18 protein-coding genes are annotated in these 17,064 nt (G+C 62.9%); 14 read left to right on the plus strand and 4 right to left on the minus strand.

The features are described 5' to 3' along the window. The first annotated feature begins 41 nt into the window (after positions 1 to 41). From CENDO_RS02190 to groL, 7 genes are all read left to right on the plus strand, one after another. Positions 42 to 512: a hypothetical protein gene (locus CENDO_RS02190; protein ID WP_136140577.1), complete on the plus strand. Its 471-nt coding sequence runs from the start codon at positions 42 to 44 to the stop codon at positions 510 to 512. A gap of 20 nt (positions 513 to 532) precedes the next feature. Further along, positions 533 to 1,240, plus strand: coding sequence for a tRNA (adenosine(37)-N6)-threonylcarbamoyltransferase complex dimerization subunit type 1 TsaB (gene tsaB, locus CENDO_RS02195; protein WP_136140578.1), 708 nt, complete (start codon positions 533 to 535; stop codon positions 1,238 to 1,240). After that, complete coding sequence (locus CENDO_RS02200; protein WP_136140579.1) at positions 1,241 to 1,771, plus strand: GNAT family N-acetyltransferase; 531 nt, start codon at positions 1,241 to 1,243, stop codon at positions 1,769 to 1,771. Then, positions 1,768 to 2,820, plus strand: coding sequence for a tRNA (adenosine(37)-N6)-threonylcarbamoyltransferase complex transferase subunit TsaD (gene tsaD / locus CENDO_RS02205; RefSeq protein WP_136140580.1), 1,053 nt, complete (start codon positions 1,768 to 1,770; stop codon positions 2,818 to 2,820). Before CENDO_RS02200 ends, tsaD begins: the two co-directional genes overlap by 4 nt. A 161-nt stretch (positions 2,821 to 2,981) precedes the next feature. Further along, positions 2,982 to 3,425, plus strand: coding sequence for a hypothetical protein (locus CENDO_RS02210; RefSeq protein ID WP_136140581.1), 444 nt, complete (start codon positions 2,982 to 2,984; stop codon positions 3,423 to 3,425). 201 nt (positions 3,426 to 3,626) lie between these two features. Beyond that, positions 3,627 to 3,920: a co-chaperone GroES gene (groES, locus tag CENDO_RS02215; protein WP_136140582.1), complete on the plus strand. Its 294-nt coding sequence runs from the start codon at positions 3,627 to 3,629 to the stop codon at positions 3,918 to 3,920. 17 nt (positions 3,921 to 3,937) lie between these two features. Beyond that, positions 3,938 to 5,560 (plus strand): chaperonin GroEL, encoded by a 1,623-nt coding sequence (gene groL / locus CENDO_RS02220; protein ID WP_136140583.1) that lies wholly within the window; start codon positions 3,938 to 3,940, stop codon positions 5,558 to 5,560. 231 nt (positions 5,561 to 5,791) lie between these two features. On the opposite strand, the gene CENDO_RS02225 is transcribed toward groL, so the two are convergent. Further along, a complete protein-coding gene (locus tag CENDO_RS02225) occupies positions 5,792 to 6,076 on the minus strand; it encodes a WhiB family transcriptional regulator (protein ID WP_136140584.1) in 285 nt (94 codons plus the stop codon). Positions 6,077 to 6,439: 363 nt separating this feature from the next. Between CENDO_RS02225 and CENDO_RS02230 the strand changes: the two genes are divergently transcribed. After that, on the plus strand, positions 6,440 to 7,012 hold the full coding sequence (locus tag CENDO_RS02230; RefSeq protein ID WP_136140585.1) for a sigma-70 family RNA polymerase sigma factor: 573 nt from the start codon (positions 6,440 to 6,442) through the stop codon (positions 7,010 to 7,012). Between the two features lie 54 nt (positions 7,013 to 7,066). Beyond that, positions 7,067 to 7,882: a hypothetical protein gene (locus CENDO_RS02235; RefSeq protein WP_136140586.1), complete on the plus strand. Its 816-nt coding sequence runs from the start codon at positions 7,067 to 7,069 to the stop codon at positions 7,880 to 7,882. A 93-nt stretch (positions 7,883 to 7,975) separates the two neighbouring features. Here CENDO_RS02235 and CENDO_RS02240 read toward each other — a convergent pair whose 3' ends face one another. Next, on the minus strand, positions 7,976 to 8,347 hold the full coding sequence (locus CENDO_RS02240; RefSeq protein ID WP_136140587.1) for a DUF5319 domain-containing protein: 372 nt from the start codon (positions 8,345 to 8,347) through the stop codon (positions 7,976 to 7,978). Positions 8,348 to 8,482: 135 nt separating this feature from the next. Between CENDO_RS02240 and guaB the strand changes: the two genes are divergently transcribed. Then, positions 8,483 to 10,003: an IMP dehydrogenase gene (gene guaB / locus CENDO_RS02245; RefSeq protein ID WP_136140588.1), complete on the plus strand. Its 1,521-nt coding sequence runs from the start codon at positions 8,483 to 8,485 to the stop codon at positions 10,001 to 10,003. A 19-nt stretch (positions 10,004 to 10,022) separates the two neighbouring features. Beyond that, positions 10,023 to 11,168 (plus strand): GuaB3 family IMP dehydrogenase-related protein, encoded by a 1,146-nt coding sequence (locus CENDO_RS02250; RefSeq protein WP_136140589.1) that lies wholly within the window; start codon positions 10,023 to 10,025, stop codon positions 11,166 to 11,168. A 177-nt stretch (positions 11,169 to 11,345) separates the two neighbouring features. Here CENDO_RS02250 and CENDO_RS02255 read toward each other — a convergent pair whose 3' ends face one another. Then, entirely contained in the window at positions 11,346 to 12,371 is a 1,026-nt protein-coding gene (locus CENDO_RS02255) for an EamA family transporter (RefSeq protein ID WP_136140590.1), read from the minus strand. A gap of 110 nt (positions 12,372 to 12,481) precedes the next feature. On the opposite strand from CENDO_RS02255, the gene guaA reads away from it, so the two are divergent. Then, a complete protein-coding gene (gene guaA / locus CENDO_RS02260) occupies positions 12,482 to 14,044 on the plus strand; it encodes a glutamine-hydrolyzing GMP synthase (protein ID WP_210726557.1) in 1,563 nt (520 codons plus the stop codon). Positions 14,045 to 14,223: 179 nt separating this feature from the next. Here guaA and CENDO_RS02265 read toward each other — a convergent pair whose 3' ends face one another. Continuing rightward, complete coding sequence (locus tag CENDO_RS02265) at positions 14,224 to 14,676, minus strand: hypothetical protein (protein ID WP_136140591.1); 453 nt, start codon at positions 14,674 to 14,676, stop codon at positions 14,224 to 14,226. 65 nt (positions 14,677 to 14,741) lie between these two features. Between CENDO_RS02265 and CENDO_RS02270 the strand changes: the two genes are divergently transcribed. Next, a complete protein-coding gene (locus CENDO_RS02270) occupies positions 14,742 to 15,455 on the plus strand; it encodes a hypothetical protein (protein ID WP_246014338.1) in 714 nt (237 codons plus the stop codon). Beyond that, positions 15,452 to 17,053: a DNA polymerase Y family protein gene (locus CENDO_RS02275; protein ID WP_136140592.1), complete on the plus strand. Its 1,602-nt coding sequence runs from the start codon at positions 15,452 to 15,454 to the stop codon at positions 17,051 to 17,053. The genes CENDO_RS02270 and CENDO_RS02275 overlap by 4 nt, the downstream gene beginning before the upstream one ends. The last annotated feature ends 11 nt before the right edge of the window (positions 17,054 to 17,064 follow it).

The following is a 17,064-nucleotide window of genomic DNA, read 5'->3' on the forward strand; positions in this document are numbered from 1 at the left end:
TTACAGGGCGTTATCAACACCCTATTCGAGGAGCCTTTTCGATGGAATTGTCCAAGACCGGTCGCGCGATTGCTTTGGGAATCGTGGCGTTGTTCGTCATTGCCATGGCGGCAATCGTTGCAACTAGCGCCACCCGTGGCCCAGTTATGGCGGGCCCGTTCCAGGGAAAACTAAAGCAGGTAGAGGAACTGGGGCTTAACTCCGCTTCCATCGCGCCCCAGGACGTTTACGGCGAAGAAGCCTTTGCCTTCACCAACATCTGCCCGGGCGTTACCAAGTCTGAGCTGGAGGGCGCGATGGATACTACCGAGGTCAAGTTCGAAAACGATGTGGTTGCTAAGGACGTTAACTACCTCATCGTATTTAAAGAGAACGGCGAAGTCCTGCACGTCGAGGAATTTGACAACTCCCACATCGATGTCTGCGCCGCTGGACTGCTAAACCCGGTGCCGGCGGTGGCGGCAATCCCGCTTATTAAGACCGGTGAAGATTTCTGGCAGATCGCCGTCTAACGGGAGCACACGGGGCAAGCATGAACATCTTGGCCATTGACACGTCCACCGCGGACCTTGTGACGGGGGTGAGCGCGCGGAAAGGCGATGCCGGAATAACCGTAGACATCGAGCGGGACACCCGCGCCCATAATGAGAAGCTCATGCCCAAAATCGATGCGCTCCTGGCCTCCTCGGGCTGCAGTTATGCGGCCTTGGATGCGGTAGTGGTGGGCTGCGGGCCTGGACCGTTTACCGGCCTGCGCGTGGGCATGTCCACCGCGCAGGCACTAGCGGACGCGCTGCGCATTCCCGTCTATGGCGTATGTTCGCATGACGCCGTTGCGTGGGAGCTCCAGTCCGGCGGGGTGCGCGGGAGCGTGCTTGTTGCCACCGACGCCCGCCGCAAGGAGATCTATTATTCCACCTTCATGCTGACCGATGGGGGCATCGAGCGCACCTATGGGCCGGACGTTATCAAGCCCGAGGAATTGCTACTCGAGCAGGCTCCGGAATTCGTCTGCATTCCGGATGGGCTGTATGGGCGCTTGGTCCCGCAGTACCGGGTGGAGCGGGTGGAGGCGGGGCCTCATCCGCCGGGCCTTATGCGCGCGGCCGGTATCAGCGGTGATTCGGCGCAATTACCGGGTGAGCCTGACCCGCTAGTTCCTCTGTATCTTCGCCGCCCGGATGCAAAAGAACCCAAGGCACAACCCAAGTCGCCAGCCATTCCCGACGTGGAGTTCTAAATGGCGCAATACACGTTCGAGCTGCGGGAATTAGACCGCGGCGACGCGGCGCGCTGCGCCGAGCTGGAAGGCCAGCTGTTCCGCGGCGAAACGCCGTGGTCCGCGGAGGTGTTCCAACAGGAGTTCGCGCATCCGCATACCTTCTATTTTGGTGTCGATGCCGCGGAGCCAGTTGACGCCGCGGATAGTAGCGGCGCCGCCGGCGGGCGGGCCGTTCTCGTTGGCTATGCCGGGCTGGCCATGATGGGGCCTGCGGATGCGCCGGACTTTGAGATCCACACCATTGGGACGGATCCGGCCTTTCAGCGCCGGGGGGTTGGACGAATGATGATGGAGAATATCGCCCACATCGCGGATCTGAAGGACGCCCCGGTATTTTTGGAGGTGCGCGTTGGCAACGATCCGGCCATCGGTATGTATGAGGCCTTTGGTTTCAAGCGCGTGGGCGTTCGCAAGGGCTACTACCAGCCGGCCGGCCATGACGCGTACACGATGGTAAGGCCACGGAAATCTGAAAGGGAGTCAGCATGATAGTCCTGGGAATTGAATCCTCCTGCGATGAAACGGGCGTGGGCATCATCCGCCTGGGCGAGGACGGATCCATGGAGATCCTTGCCGATTCCGTGGCTTCCTCCATGCAGCAGCACGCCCGCTTCGGTGGCGTGGTGCCGGAAATCGCGTCCCGCGCTCACCTCGAGGCCATGCCGCAGGTGATGCGCGCGGCCCTGGATGAGGCGGGCATCGACAAGCCCGATGCCGTGGCGGCTACCGTGGGGCCGGGGTTGGCGGGCGCGCTGCTGGTGGGGGCGTCGGCGGCGAAGGCATATGCGGCGGCCTGGGGCGTGCCATTTTATGGCGTCAACCACCTGGGCGGACACGTGGCCGTGGCCAACCTCGAGGGGGAAAGCCTGCCGCATTCCATCGCGCTATTGGTCTCCGGAGGCCACACCCAGCTCCTTGAGGTCCAGGCCGTGGGCAAGCCCATGAAGGAGCTGGGCTCCACTCTTGACGACGCCGCCGGCGAGGCCTACGACAAGGTCTCACGCCTGCTGGGGCTGGGGTATCCCGGCGGCCCCGTCATCGACAAGCTGGCCGCTAAAGGCAACAAGGATGCCATTCGGTTTCCCCGCGGGCTGTCCAAGGCCGAGGATCTGCGCGGCGAACACCGTCATGATTTCTCCTTTTCCGGTTTGAAGACCTCGGTGGCCCGCTACGTGGAGCGGGCTGAGCGTGAGGGGCGCGTGATCTCCGTGGAGGATGTGTGCGCGTCCTTCCAGGAGGCGGTGTGCGATGTGCTGACCGCTAAGGCCCTGCGCGCGTGCCAGGATACTGGCGCCAAGGTGTTGCTGCTCGGCGGTGGCGTGGCGGCTAATTCACGCCTGCGCCAGTTGGCCGCTGACCGCTGCCGCTCCGCCGGCGTGGAGCTGCGCGTCCCGCGCTTTTCCCTGTGCACGGATAATGGAGTGATGATCGCTGCGGTCGCCGCCCAGCTTATCCATGAGGGGGCCGAACCTTCCGGCCTGGCGTGCGGCACGGACACTTCACTGGAGGTCGAGATTCCATTGGTGGCCGCCACCTAGTCTGGGCCTAACCCTTATTGCGGCACCGGTCCCGGGGCGCCTCAAACGCGCGCTGGGGCAGCGCGGGGCAGTGCGGGACAGTGCACCCTTAACCAGAAATTCACGCGATGTTCTCCTCGCTTTTCGCGCGCAATGGCTGGTGGGCGGGTAATTTTCCGGTCATGACTACCGGATATCTTGTCAACCCAGATTTAACCTCGCGAGAAATCTCCTTTGAGTTGGAACAGGCCAACCAGTTCCTTGGAGGCACTACCAAGGACCGCGTTGCCGTGGCTTTCCAGGAAGACGGCTCCACTTACGCCGCCCTGTTTAACCCCGATGCAAAGTTCGAAGGCGCCGATCCTAATCCAGTGGCATCCCTGGTGCGCAACGAAGCCGCCACCGGTAACTCCGCGTTCCTGCAGGATCCAACAACCGCCATTTGTGGCCCGGTGATTTTCGTGGAGGCCGAGGGGGAGGAGATAACGAAGCACATTATCGAGGGGGTGGAGCATTCGATCCGCGCCGTTCAGGTTTACCGCCAGGACAATGAAGAGGAATACACGCTATGGCGCGCGGCCGTGCTGAACCTGGGCCGAGAGGGGCGGGAGCCAAAAGCGGAGTAATCCCGCCTTGTGAGGGAAGTGCCGGAAGGCGGGCTGGCGGGTTTGCCACCGGCGATCGCGGTGGCGTTGAGAACCTAGCACTTGCAAGGGTAGAGTGCTAAGGAGGTTGATTGCCCCACAGTTGTTCACCCGCGACGACGGCTGTGCTGGACCAAACCCAACCGGCACAATAAACCCAAGATTTCACACGGAGGAATCATCATGGCAACCATCAAGCCTTTGGAGGACAAGGTCCTCGTTCAGATCGTCGAAGCTGAGACCACCACCGCTTCCGGTCTGGTTATCCCAGACTCCGCCAAGGAGAAGCCACAGGAGGCAACCGTTATTGCTGTAGGCCCTGGCCGCACCAATGACAAGGGCGACGTTATCCCTGTAGGCGTCAAGGAGGGCGACACTGTTGTGTTCTCCAAGTACGGCGGCACCGAGCTGAAGTACGGCGGCGAGGAGTACCTGCTACTGTCTGCACGTGACCTGCTCGCAGTAGTCGAAAAGTAAAAGGAGGCTAGCCAAATATGGCAAAGCTGATTGCTTTTGATCAGGAGGCCCGCGAGGGCCTTCAGCGTGGCGTGGACACCCTGGCCGACGCGGTCAAGGTCACCCTGGGCCCACGCGGACGGAACGTAGTTCTGTCCAAGGCCTTCGGCGGCCCAACCGTGACCAATGACGGCGTGACCATCGCCCGCGATATTGACGTCGAGGATCCTTTCGAGAACCTCGGCGCGCAGCTGGTGAAGTCCGTTGCCGTGAAGACCAATGACATCGCTGGTGACGGCACCACTACCGCAACCCTTTTGGCGCAGGCTCTCATCTTTGAAGGCCTGCGAAACGTAGCGGCCGGTGCGAACCCAATCGAGCTCAACCGCGGTATCGCCGCCGCAGCCGAGAAGACCGTGGAGGAACTGAAAAAGCGCGCTACCGCTGTCTCTTCCTCTTCGGAGGTCGCCAACGTGGCAACCGTCTCCTCCCGCGACCCAGAGGTTGGCGAAATGGTCGCCGGAGCGATGGACAAGGTGGGCAAGGACGGTGTAGTTACCGTTGAGGAGTCCCAGTCCATGGATTCCACCGTGGACGTGACTGAGGGTATTTCCTTCGACAAGGGCTACCTGTCCCCATACTTCGCCACTGAGGAAGAGACCTACAATGCGGTTTTGGACGACCCGCAAATCCTGTTGGTCCGCAACAAGATTTCCTCCCTGCCGGAATTCCTTCCGCTGCTGGAAAAGATTGCCGAGTCCTCCAAGCCAACCCTGATCATCGCCGAGGACATCGACGGTGAGCCGCTGCAGGCTTTGGTCGTCAACGCGATCCGCAAGGTGCTTAAGGTTGCGGCAGTCAAGGCCCCTTACTTCGGTGAGCGCCGCAAGGGCTTCATGGATGATCTCGCAGTTGTCACCGGCGCCACCGTCGTTGACCCTGAGGTTGGCATCAACCTGGGTGAGGTTGGCCTGGAGGTTATGGGTTCCGCACGCCGCGTGACCGTGTCCAAGGAAGACACCGTTATCGTCGATGGTGCCGGTACGGCCGAGGCGGTTGAGGAGCGCCGCGAGCAGCTGCGCCGCGAGATCGAGCGCACGGACTCCACCTGGGATCGTGAGAAGCTCGAGGAGCGTCTGGCCAAGCTCTCCGGCGGCGTTGCCGTTATCCGCGTCGGCGCCGCTACCGAGACTGAGGTCAATGAGCGCAAGCTGCGCGTCGAGGATGCCATCAACGCCGCCCGCGCGGCGGTCGAAGAGGGCGTCATCGCCGGTGGCGGCTCCGTTCTGGTGCAGATCTCCAAGGAACTCGAGGCTTATGCCGAGGAGTTCGAGGGAGAGGCAAAGACCGGTGTTCTATCTGTAGCTCGCGCGCTGACCCGTCCAGCATTCTGGATCGCGTACAACGCGGGTGAGGACGGCGCCGTGGTTACCTCCCGCGTGGCTGAGATGGCTAACGGCGAAGGCTTTAACGCCGCCACCCTGGAGTACGGCAACCTGATCGAAAAGGGCATCATTGATCCGGTGAAGGTTACGCACTCCGCAGTGGTAAACGCCACGTCCGTAGCCCGCATGGTTCTAACTACGGAGGCTTCCGTTGTGGAAAAGCCTGCCGAAGAGTCTGAAGATGCAGCTCAGGGCCATGGCCACCACCATCACTAAGGGTCGCTTTACGGCCTAGTATTACGACCTAGCATTACGGCTAGGCGGACCGGAAGGCGCCTCAGCGGCGCGTTTTCCGGTGCCCCGCATTTGGATTTATTGTCCGGATGCGGGGCCTTTTTATGTCCTGCAGGCGCGGAGGTTTCGGGGTGCGGCGCCTGCATCCTTTACGCATGCATCGTGGCCCTCGGCGCCGGGTTCGCCAAGGTTTAACTCTTTAGGCCCGCAGCCTTATGCGTTCACGCGCTTGCGCAGCAGCACGGTGCGTTCAGTCTCACTCATCCCGCCCCAAATGCCGTACGGTTCCGCCACGGCTAGGGCGTGATCGCGGCATAGTTCCATGACCGGGCATTCGGCGCAGATGGCCTTTGCGCGGTTTTCGCGGCGTGCGCGGGCGCGGCCACGCTCTCCATCCGGATGGTAGAAGACCTCCGAGTTTTCACCACGGCAGGCGCCGTGGAGCTGCCAATCCCAAAAGTCTGCGTTAGGCCCTGGGAGCTGGTGGGGAAGCGTCACGGAAGATTTCTCCTTTAATCGTGCGAAGCGTGCCGCCGCGGCGGCACGCGGTCAAACGTGGAGTTCTTTGAACCCAATCCGGCATTGTTCGCGCGAAAAGTGAACGGAATGTGTCTTGATGATTACCGTGGGTTGATATCTGGTTGATCTCTTAGGGACAGGCATGCCTCGCCTCCGCCGCTGGTACGGGCCTGGAATCTTGCCTAGCCGGGGCGGCTTGGTGGAGGAGCGTGCGCTTTCCGCCTTGGTGGCCCTTATGTCAAGGCGCTACTATTTACAGATAAGCCATGCGGCCGCGCGGATGATGTGGGGCTGTGCCTTGCTCGAAGTGGTTTGGGTTTTAGTTCTTTTATAAGGAGCATTGTGAGCGATACGGACGAGCGTTTAGCGGCACTTGTGCCGCTCGCCGCCGACGGTGATCGCCGCGCCATGCAGGACATTATGCGCATCATCCATCCTCCCGTGCTGCGTTACTGCCGCGCGCGCATCGGTGGTGGCCGCCACCCCACCGCGGAGGACGTCAGCCAGGAAATCTGCCTGGCCGTGGCCACCTCCATTGGCTCTTACGTTGATAAGGGCCGCCCGTTCATGGCCTTCGTGTACGGCATCGCGTTTAACAAGGTGACGGATGCTCACCGCGCGATGGGTCGTGACCAATCCACCCCTACTGAGGAGATTCCGGAAGCGGCCTCCCAGGACGGTTCGCCGGAGGACTTCGCGCTGGCAGAAGACGGTAGTAACAGAGTTCGCGCCTTGCTCGATACATTAAGTGAGAAAGCTCGGAACATCATCATTCTTCGAGTATTCGTTGGTCTATCCGCTGAAGAAACCGCAGAGATTGTGGGCTCAACCCCTGGCGCCGTACGAGTGGCCCAGCACAGGGCAGTTGCACAGTTGCGCAAGGGGCTTGGCGGAGGCCAGCTCGCAGGGGATTAACCGCCTTTCACAACCGCATACTGACATTTTTTAAAAAAGGAAAGGAGAGAGACTGTGTCGAAGCGCCCATCTGATGGTTACCGTCAGGGAGATATTGCAGCTCACCTGCAGCCTTTAGCCGATGATGATGCGTTCCTCACGGAACTTTCCTTGGGCAATGATCCGAGCAAGGGTGAGGACGCCCTCGCCGCCCTCTTGCTTGAATTGCGTGATGACGTCAACCGTCAAATGCCGCCGGCGCCCGTTATCGAGGGGGCCGATGAGCAACCAGCGGTCATTTCCCTCGACGCTGAGCGTAAGCGGCGCCGCGTAAGCCCGTTCTTTAGCGGGCTGGTGGGCGCGGCGGCCGCTACCTTGGTCATCGCGGGCGGAGGCGTAGCTATCCACAATGCTGGCCCCGGTTCCGCGCTGTACGGTATGAACCAAGAGATTTTTGGTGACGATAACCCTGACATGGTTGAGCTAGCGTCCACTCTCGACGCTATCGAGGATTCGGCCGCCAAGGGTGATTTGGAAAACACCCGGAAGTTGCTTAAAGACGCACGCAAGCAGTTGCGCGAGCGTGAAGCGCTTGCTGAAGACGCGGCGGCCCGGGCGTCCCGCGCGCCCAAGACGGTGACGGAGACTAGCACACCAAAGCCGGTGACCACCACCGTGGCCCCTCAGCCCGAGCGTAGCGAGCCTTCCACCGTGACGTCTGTGGAAACCACAACCGTCACTGAGACCGTTCTAGTTAACCCGACTGAGCCGACGGCGGAGACCCCGCTTCCTTCCGAGCCGGTTACCCCAACCGAGGTCCCAAGCGAACCCGTGGCGGGGGACATCCCAACCCCAGGTGGCGCCCAGCTGCCGCCGCCGCGGGCGCAGTAATAACGGCAATTGCGGAGTCTAAAACCGCATAGGTTAAGGGCCCGGCCCCGGACGTGCATCCGGGGCCGGGCCCTTGCCGTGCGGGGGCGCGGATTAACGAGCGTCCAGGCCGTCCATGTATCCCAGCGCGTAATCCCATGGGACGTAGCGGGTGGGGTCCGGCTGGGCGGAGGGCTCATGCACGGGCGCCATCTCGCCGGCGAGCGTGGCCTTCATATTGGAGGCGATGATATCCCATTCGTAGAAGTGGTGTTCCTCGCAGTCATCGCAGAGGAAGAAGATGCCATCGATGCCGCGCGGGCCCAATGCCTTGGCAAATTCCTGCACTAGGGCCAGGTCATGGATGATGGCTACCTTTTCTTCTTGGGTCAGCGGAACCATCTGCTCATCATCGTCGATGAAGGATGCCGGATCGTTAGGGTCATCGGCAAACGGGTCTTTAGGCATGTTGGCAAAGAAGTTCACGGCTCTGAGCCTACCTGTGCCCCGCCTGCTGAAAGCAAATAAGGCCCTCATTAGCTACCACTAGTTCACGGTTAGGCATTAAGGTGTTGGTATCTGCGAATCCGCGTCTTTGCTTGAATAGGAGATGGCAAGTATATGTCCGATAATCGCGTCCGCACTGGTGGCGACGATCCAAACAAGATCATCCTGAACGGCCTGACTTTTGATGACGTGCTTCTGCTTCCGGCGGAATCCAACGTAATTCCGTCTGACGTGGATGTGACCGCGCAGTTCACGCGCAACATTCGCCTGGGCATCCCACTGGTTTCCGCGGCGATGGACACCGTGACCGAGGCCCGCATGGCCATCGCTATGGCGCGCCAGGGCGGCATCGGCGTGCTCCACCGCAACCTGTCCGCCGAAGAGCAGGCGCAGCAGGTTGAGATTGTGAAGCGTTCTGAGTCCGGCATGGTGACGGACCCGGTTACCGCAACCCCTGATATGACCATCGAGGAAGTAGACACCCTGTGCGCGCGCTTCCGTATCTCTGGCCTGCCCGTGGTGGATTCGGACGGCACCCTGGTGGGCATCTGCACCAACCGTGACATGCGCTTCGAGCCTGATTTCTCCCGCAAGGTCTCGGAGATTATGACCCCTATGCCGCTGGTGGTGGCCAAGGAGGGCGTATCCAAGGAAGAGGCGCTTGACCTGCTATCTTCCAACAAAGTTGAGAAGCTGCCCATCGTTGATGGCAACAACAAGCTGGTTGGCCTCATCACGGTGAAGGACTTTGTTAAGTCTGAACAGTTCCCCAACGCGTCCAAGGACGGCTCCGGCCGCCTACTGGTTGCCGCGGGCATCGGCACCGGCGACGAGTCCTATGCCCGCGCGGGCCAGCTGGTCGACGCCGGCGTTGACGTGCTGGTCGTGGACTCCGCGCATGCGCACAATAACCGCGTGCTGGAGATGGTCTCCCGCGTGAAGAAGGACTTTGGGGACAAGGTCGATGTCATTGGCGGCAACCTGGCCACCCGCGAGGCGGCCAAGGCCATGATCGAGGCCGGCGCGGATGCCATCAAGGTGGGCATTGGCCCTGGTTCCATCTGCACCACCCGCGTGGTTGCGGGCGTGGGTGCACCGCAAATCACTGCCATCATGGAGGCCGCCGCGGTGGCCGCACCGGCCGGCATTCCGGTCATCGGTGACGGCGGTATGCAGTTCTCCGGTGACGTAGCCAAGGCGCTGGCCGCCGGTGCTGACACCGTGATGCTGGGCTCCATGTTCGCCGGCACCAAGGAGGCCCCTGGCGAGATTGTGGTGGTCAACGGCAAGCAGTACAAGCTTTATCGCGGCATGGGCTCCATGGGCGCCATGCAGGGTCGCGGGCTTACCGGCGAGAAGCGTTCCTACTCCAAGGACCGCTATTTCCAGGGTGACGTCAAGAGTGAGGACAAGCTGGTCCCAGAGGGCGTTGAGGGCAAGGTCCCTTACCGCGGTGAGATTGACGCCATTACCCACCAGATCATCGGTGGCCTGCGCGCGTCCATGGGCTATACCGGTTCCGCCACGCTGGCGGAGCTCAAGACCAAGCGTTTCGTGCAGATTACCGCTGCGGGCCTGAAGGAATCCCATCCTCACCACCTGCAGAACATCGTTGAAGCACCGAACTACCGCTAGAGACTGGAAAAGAATCACCATGCGTGAATATGTAGAAATTGGCATCGGCCGCGAGGCTCGCCGGACCTATGACCTTTCCCGGGTTTCCCTGGTGCCCACCCGCCGCACCCGCTCCTCCAAGGACGTGGACACCACGTGGCATATCGATGCGTATACCTTCGATATTCCATTCGTGTCCCACCCAACGGACGCGTTGGCTACCCCTGAGTTCATCATTGAGATGGGCAAGCAGGGCGGCCTGGGCGTGATTAACGCGGAGGGCCTGTGGGGCCGCCATGAGGATCTGGAGGGCGCGCTGGAGAAGGTGCGCACCAGCCCCCTGTCCGTTCTGCAGGAGCTGCACGCCGCGCCGCTCAACGATGAGCTGCTGGCGGAGCGCATTTCCCAGGTCCGCGACTCCGGCGTGACCGTGGCGGTGCGCGTGTCTCCGCAGAATGCGCGTGAGATGGCGCCTAAGGTCATCAAAGCTGGAGCCGAGATCCTGTTCATCCAGGGCACCATGATTTCCGCCGAGCACGTGGCGCAGGGCGGCGAGCCGCTGAACTTAAAGGAGTTCATTGGCGAGCTTGAGGTTCCTGTCATCGCCGGCGGCGTTATGGATTACACCACCGCGCTGCACCTGATGCGCACCGGTGCGGCCGGTGTCATTGTCGGTGGCGGCACGAATACCAACGCGTTGTCCTTGGGCATCGAGGTTGGCTTGGCTACGGCTATCGCCGATGTTTCCGCGGCGCGCCGCGATTATCTCGATGAGACCGGCGGCCGCTACGTGCACATCATTGCCGACGGCGAATTCAGCAACTCCGGTGATCTTGCCAAGGCCATTGCGTGCGGCGCGGATGCCGTGGAGTTGGGCCAGTTGCTGGCTAATGCCAAGGAGGCCGGCGGCAAGGGTTCCTATTGGCCGGCGGTGGCGGGCCATCCACGTTTCCCGCGCGGTCTGGTGGAGTCCCTCGCGGATTTCTCCGATGCGGATTTCCTCACCGAGGAAGATGAGGCGGACGCCTTTGAGGAAAATTCCAAGACCCTCGAGGTAATCCTGCATGGCCCATCCAGCGAGCCTTTCGGCCTTGAGAACCTGGTTGGTGGTCTCAAGCGCGCCATGGCCAAGTGCGGCTACACGGACCTCAAGGCCTTCCAGAAGGTAGGGTTGTCCATCTACTAGCGCGTGTGGATTGAGCCCGTCCAGGTTGGTGTAGGCCTGGGCGGGCTTTTCCGTGCGCCGGCCACCGGCGCGTGCCGTCCATGACCAGCGGCTTGGTCCGCACCCCAGGGGGTAATCAGTGGGGCGAAGGGGGAGGAGGCGGCTGCGGGGAGGCGTGGGACCGCGATGCGTCCTTGCCTAAGATTCCTTGGTAGGCGGGGCCGGAATTCGCTTGATACGTAAGCGTGCTGCGGCGCGGGGCGGGCGTTTGACGCGCGAGGCGATTCCGCGGAGCACCCGGGCGCTCGATATGCGGGCGCCTCGGCCGGCGCGGCGGGTGTGCTCGCGGCCCACCCGGGCCACGGTCGTGAGCCTGCGCTGGATGCCGCGCGGTGGGGCCATGGACTGGACCACGGAGGCGGCCACCACGAACCCAATGCCGATCCCCTTTAACAGGCTGACGGACTGGTCCAAGGTCCACCAGGCGATGAGGGCGGCCACGCATGGTTCCAACGAGGTGAGCACCGCGTAGATGTTGGCCGGCAGCCGGCGCAGGGCCAGCATGTCCAGGGAAAACGGGATCAGCGAGCCAATCATGGCCACGAGCAGACCCATGCCGAAGACGTCAAGGTCGGTGAAGTAAAGCGCCACGGCGCCGCGGGCGAAGGGGAGCATCGCCGCGCCGGCGATGAGGAAGGCTACGGCGAGGCTATCGAGGCCACGGATGAGCGTCGTGGCGCGCTTGCCGGCCACAATGTAGCAGGACCAGCACGCCGCCGAGGCCAGAGCCACGGCTACGCCCATAGGGTGCAGCGAGGTGCCGGTGACGGAATCTAGCGCGATGAATCCCAGGGCGATAAAAGCCAGGCCAACCCCCGCAACGTCCCTGGCGGACCGGCTCATCACCGCGCCCAAGGCTAGCGGGCCTAGAAACAGCAGAGCCACGGCCGTGCCCACCGGGATGTAATCGATTGCCACGTAGTAGAGGCCAATCATAAAACCTAGGGACAGGCCCAAGCCCGCCGTTGCCAGCCACTGTTCGCGGGTCCACAGGGATACCTTGGGGCGGACGAAGATTGTCAGGACTACCCCGGCAAAGAACATGCGTGCCGCTGCTACGCCCCACGTTCCCACGACGGGAAACAGGCCTATTGCTATTCCGTTGGCGAGGTGGATTATCACCATGGCGGTGACCATAAAAGCAATGGGGATAAGTCGAGACATTCATTAAGTTCTACCAGTGGGGCAGCCCAATCCATGCATGGCCCGACCTATTATTTTTCCGTGCGGTTTTATTGGCCCTGATGCGTGGGTGATGGTCTAAACTAGGCGGCGTGACTAAACCAAGCACTACTCCACGTCCAGTCCTCGTGGTGGACTTCGGCGCCCAGTACGCGCAGCTTATTGCGCGTCGCGTCCGCGAAGCGAACATCTACTCCGAGGTTGTTCCTAACTCCGCCTCCGTGGAAGAGATCAAGGCCAAGAACCCTGCGGCTTTGATCCTCTCCGGCGGTCCGTCTTCCGTCTATGCAGATGGCGCCCCGGCCCTCAAGCCTGAGCTGCTTGAGCTGGGCATCCCGGTCTTTGGCATCTGCTACGGCTTCCAGGCCATGAACCATGCCCTGGGCGGCACGGTGTCTTCCACCGGCGAGCGCGAGTACGGCCGCACGGACATCAACGTCAAGGGCGGCGTGCTGCACGCCGGCCTTGAACAGACCCACAAGGTGTGGATGTCCCACGGTGACGCCGTATCCCAGGCCCCCGAGGGCTTTGAGGTAACCGCCTCTTCCGCCGGCGCGCCTGTGGCCGCCATGGAGTGCCCGGCAAAGAAGATGGCCGGCGTCCAGTACCACCCTGAGGTGCTGCATTCCCCGCATGGCCAGGAAGTCCTGACCCGCTTTTTGACCGAGATTGCTGGCCTCGAGCAGTCTTGGACGTCCGCCAATATCGCCGAGCAGCTCATTGAGGATGTTCGAAACCAGATCGGCGAAGACGGCCATGCCATCTGCGGCCTGTCCGGCGGCGTTGATTCCGCGGTTGCCGCGGCCATCGTCCAGCGCGCCATTGGTGACCGCCTGACCTGTGTCTTCGTCGACCATGGCCTGCTGCGTGCGGGCGAGCGCGAGCAGGTGGAGAAGGACTTCGTGGCCTCCACCGGAGCCAAGCTCATCACCGCCGATGAGCGCGAGGCGTTCTTGGACAAGCTCGCCGGCCTGACGGATCCGGAGGACAAGCGCAAGGCTATTGGCGCCGAGTTCATCCGCTCCTTTGAGCGCGCCGTGGACCAGGCCCTTGACGGCCAGGACACCGCGTTCCTGGTGCAGGGCACCCTGTACCCGGATGTGGTGGAGTCCGGTGGCGGCGATGGCGCCGCAAACATTAAGTCCCACCACAACGTGGGCGGCCTGCCCGATGACGTTGAGTTTGAACTGGTTGAGCCGCTGCGCCTGCTGTTTAAGGACGAGGTCCGCGCCGTGGGGCGCGAGCTGGGCCTGCCCGAGGATATCGTTGGCCGCCAGCCATTCCCCGGCCCGGGTCTGGGCATCCGCATCATCGGTGAGGTTACCGCTGAGCGGTTGGAGATCCTGCGCGCGGCTGACCTGATTGCCCGTACCGAGCTCACCGCTGCCGGCCTCGACAATGAGATCTGGCAGTGCCCGGTAGTCCTGCTCGCCGACGTCCGCTCCGTAGGCGTTCAAGGAGATGGCCGCACGTATGGCCACCCAATCGTGCTGCGCCCGGTCTCCTCTGAGGACGCCATGACCGCGGACTGGACCCGTATCCCGTATGACGTGCTGGAGCGCATCTCTACGCGCATCACCAATGAGGTCAAGGACGTTAACCGAGTGGTCCTCGACGTGACCTCCAAGCCGCCTGGAACCATCGAGTGGGAATAACTCCTGCTTATGCCTTTAGCCGCGCCGCCCGCCAGTGCATTAATCTGCACCAGCGGGCGGCGTTTGGCATTTGCTTCCGCGCCTTTTCGCGCGGCTTATCCTTTGGGGATGGTTCCCGGCCCGTCCGGCAGTGATATGGACATGGCGATATGGATATGGCTCGCGGATGCTTGACTTGCCTACGCGTAGGCCATTTTGCGGGTGCCATCCACGTGCGGATAAAAGAGTACGGTGATGGCAAAGCCTGCCACCCACACCAAGACGGTGCCCCATAGGGGGAGGGTGAGCAACGGGGCGAGCATGATTGCCAGCCACAGCAGCATCAGGGGGAGGAGCTGCTGCACGCTGGGCATCATGGTCACGTTGTGCGTATCGGCAAACTCACGCAGGCGGCGGCGGTAGGAATGGCATAGCGTCAGCACAACCGCAGCGATGGTGCAGACCAGCGCCACGGGAGCGGCCACCGGGAGGCTTAGATCGCTGACCAGGGCCGCGAGTGCCGTGGCCACCAGGATGGATCCGCCATAGCGCACGAGTAGCGGAGTGGGCACCGGGGTGGTGCGGGTGCGGATGTCGGCGATGGATCCGGTCGATAGGGAAGATGGTGTGGGGCGTGATTCGCGGGCGTTCATAACCGCCCACCTTATCATTCGAACAAACATTTGCATGTGTCAGATGGAGGGTTCATACTAGTGGTGTGAGTCAAACAGCAGTTCGTAAATTGCGCGATGTGGAGGAGCTGGGCCACCTGAGCCGGGCTGACCGCATCGCCACTTTGCGCGCTCAGATGGAGGCGCTCACCACCCCCGAAACTGCCGTCCCCGCGGCCGCGCCGGACGCTGAGGTGGGGGAACGTGAATATCTTAAAGTCCCGCTTGAGCTGGAAAAAGCCCTCCCGGGCGGCGGGCTGCCGCGCCGCGCGGTGGCGTCCATGGCGGATTGCCCGGCGTTGGTGGTAGAGCTAATTTCTCACGTTACTAGGGCTGGCGGGCACGTGGCCGTGGTGGGCTGGCCGGAACTCTCACTCGCACAGGTTAGCGAGAGCGGGGATATCTCCAAGGCAATCGTCATCCCGGACGCGGGCGTAGATCCGTGGGGCGTGACCGCGGTGCTGGCCGAGGGGCTAGATCTGGTCATTCACCATGGGGCGCCGGTCACGCTGTCCCCGGCCAGGGCACGGCCAGTGCTGGCCAAGATTCGCGGCGGGCGGGCCGCGGTCCTTAGCGTGGGGGCTTGCGTTCCCAGTCCGGTGTTGACTATCCGCGCTGAGGTGGTGACGTATCGCGGAATAGGCCGGGGAACCGGCCGGATTAACGGCGTGGATATTGCGGTTGCCGTGCAATCCAAGGGGCAGCGCACGGCGCACGCCACCGTCACATGCGGTAAGCACAGAAAGCTAGAAGCGGTATGAGTGGCCAGCCCTGTAACCGTCTGGTGCGCCAGCGCGTGGTGGCCCTGTGGTTTCCTGACTGGCCCATCCAGGCCGCCCGGATTGAGGCGGCGGGGGAACTTGATGGTCCCGTCGTGGTGGTCCGCCAGCACAGGGTCCAAGTGTGTAGCGCGGAGGCGCGCGCGGCGGGCGTGCGCAGGGGCATGAAGATCCGCCAGGCTCAGGCTATATGCCCGGGCGTGGCGGTCTTGGAGTCCAATCCGGACCGGGATGGTGTGGTCTTTGCGGAGATTTCGGGCAGCCTGGATGAGGTGGCCTCTTCGGTGGAGGTCATGCGCCCGGGCCTCGTGATTGCGGACGCCGCCGCGGCCGGCCGCTTTCACGGCAGTGAGGACAGGGCAGTGGAGATGCTGCTGGATGCCACCGCCCGCCAAGGCGTGGATGCGTGCGTGGGGGTTGCGGATGAGATTGCCACGGCGCTCATCGCCGCCCGGCATCCTGGTGGCGGCATGGTCGTGGCGCCGGGCGAGTCCCGGTCGTATTTGTCCGGGATGCCGGTAGGGATTCTCAGCGCGGAGGTAGCGCTGGGGTGCGAGCCGGCGGTCATAGACAAGCTCGGAGTGCTGGGCGTGCGGACTCTGGGCGAGCTGACGGAATTGCCGCTGCCGCAGATCGTGACGCGTTTCGGCGAGGCGGGCCGCCTGTGCCATTCGGTGGCGCGGGCCGCCCAGGACCGGCGTGTGGCGCCGGAATTACCAGTGAGTGATCTGGCGGTATCCTTCGCGCCGGAAGAACCCATTGAGCGCGTGGATACCGCGGCGTTCGCCGCCCGCCAGTTGGCGGCCAGGCTGCACCACCGCCTAGCGGCCGCCGGCGTGGTGTGCCTGCGCCTGCGGATCAGCGCGGAATTGGCCAGCGGTAAAACGGTAGAGCGCATGTGGCGCACTCGCTCGGCGTTGACAGAGGAGGCCACCGCTGACCGGGTGCGTTGGCAGCTAGATGGCTGGCTAACCCGGGCCCGGGCGGCGGACGCTGATGGTGCCGGAATTACAGAACTCATCTTGGATCCGTTGGAGACCGCTGCGCCGGAAATGGTGGGCCAGCTGTGGGGGACCGGGGCCACGGAAGACCAGGCGCGCCGGGTCATCTCCCGTGTGCAGTCACAACTGGGCGTGGATAGGGTGCTGCAGCCGCGCCCGGCCGGTGGCCGTGGCGTGGCGGAGCGGATTGAGCTTGTCCCCTACGGGGAGGAGCGGGACCCGGTCTCGGAAGGCAGCTGGCCGGGGAGGATTCCGTCACCACTGCCGGCGCGCTTAGGCGGCGGGGCAACGCATCCATCGGCCAGGGTGAGGCTGATTGATGCCGCCGCCAAGGATGTGTACGTCACCGCGGAAGCCTTGTTGTCCTCCGTGCCGTACGCGCTGGGCTGGGGAAAACAGCGCTACCGCGTGGCCGCGTGGGCGGGGCCATGGCCTGTGGATACCTTCTGGTGGAATGACAAGGGCGAAAAGGTAGCCCGGCTCCAGGTTGTGGGCCAGGCGGAAAAGGAATCACACCAACGCGCGTGGCTGCTGCTGTGGAGCCAGGGGCAATGGCGGGTGGAGGCGGCCTATGAATAAAGGCCGCGGGC

This window comes from Corynebacterium endometrii (assembly GCF_004795735.1).
Classification (GTDB): domain Bacteria; phylum Actinomycetota; class Actinomycetes; order Mycobacteriales; family Mycobacteriaceae; genus Corynebacterium; species Corynebacterium endometrii.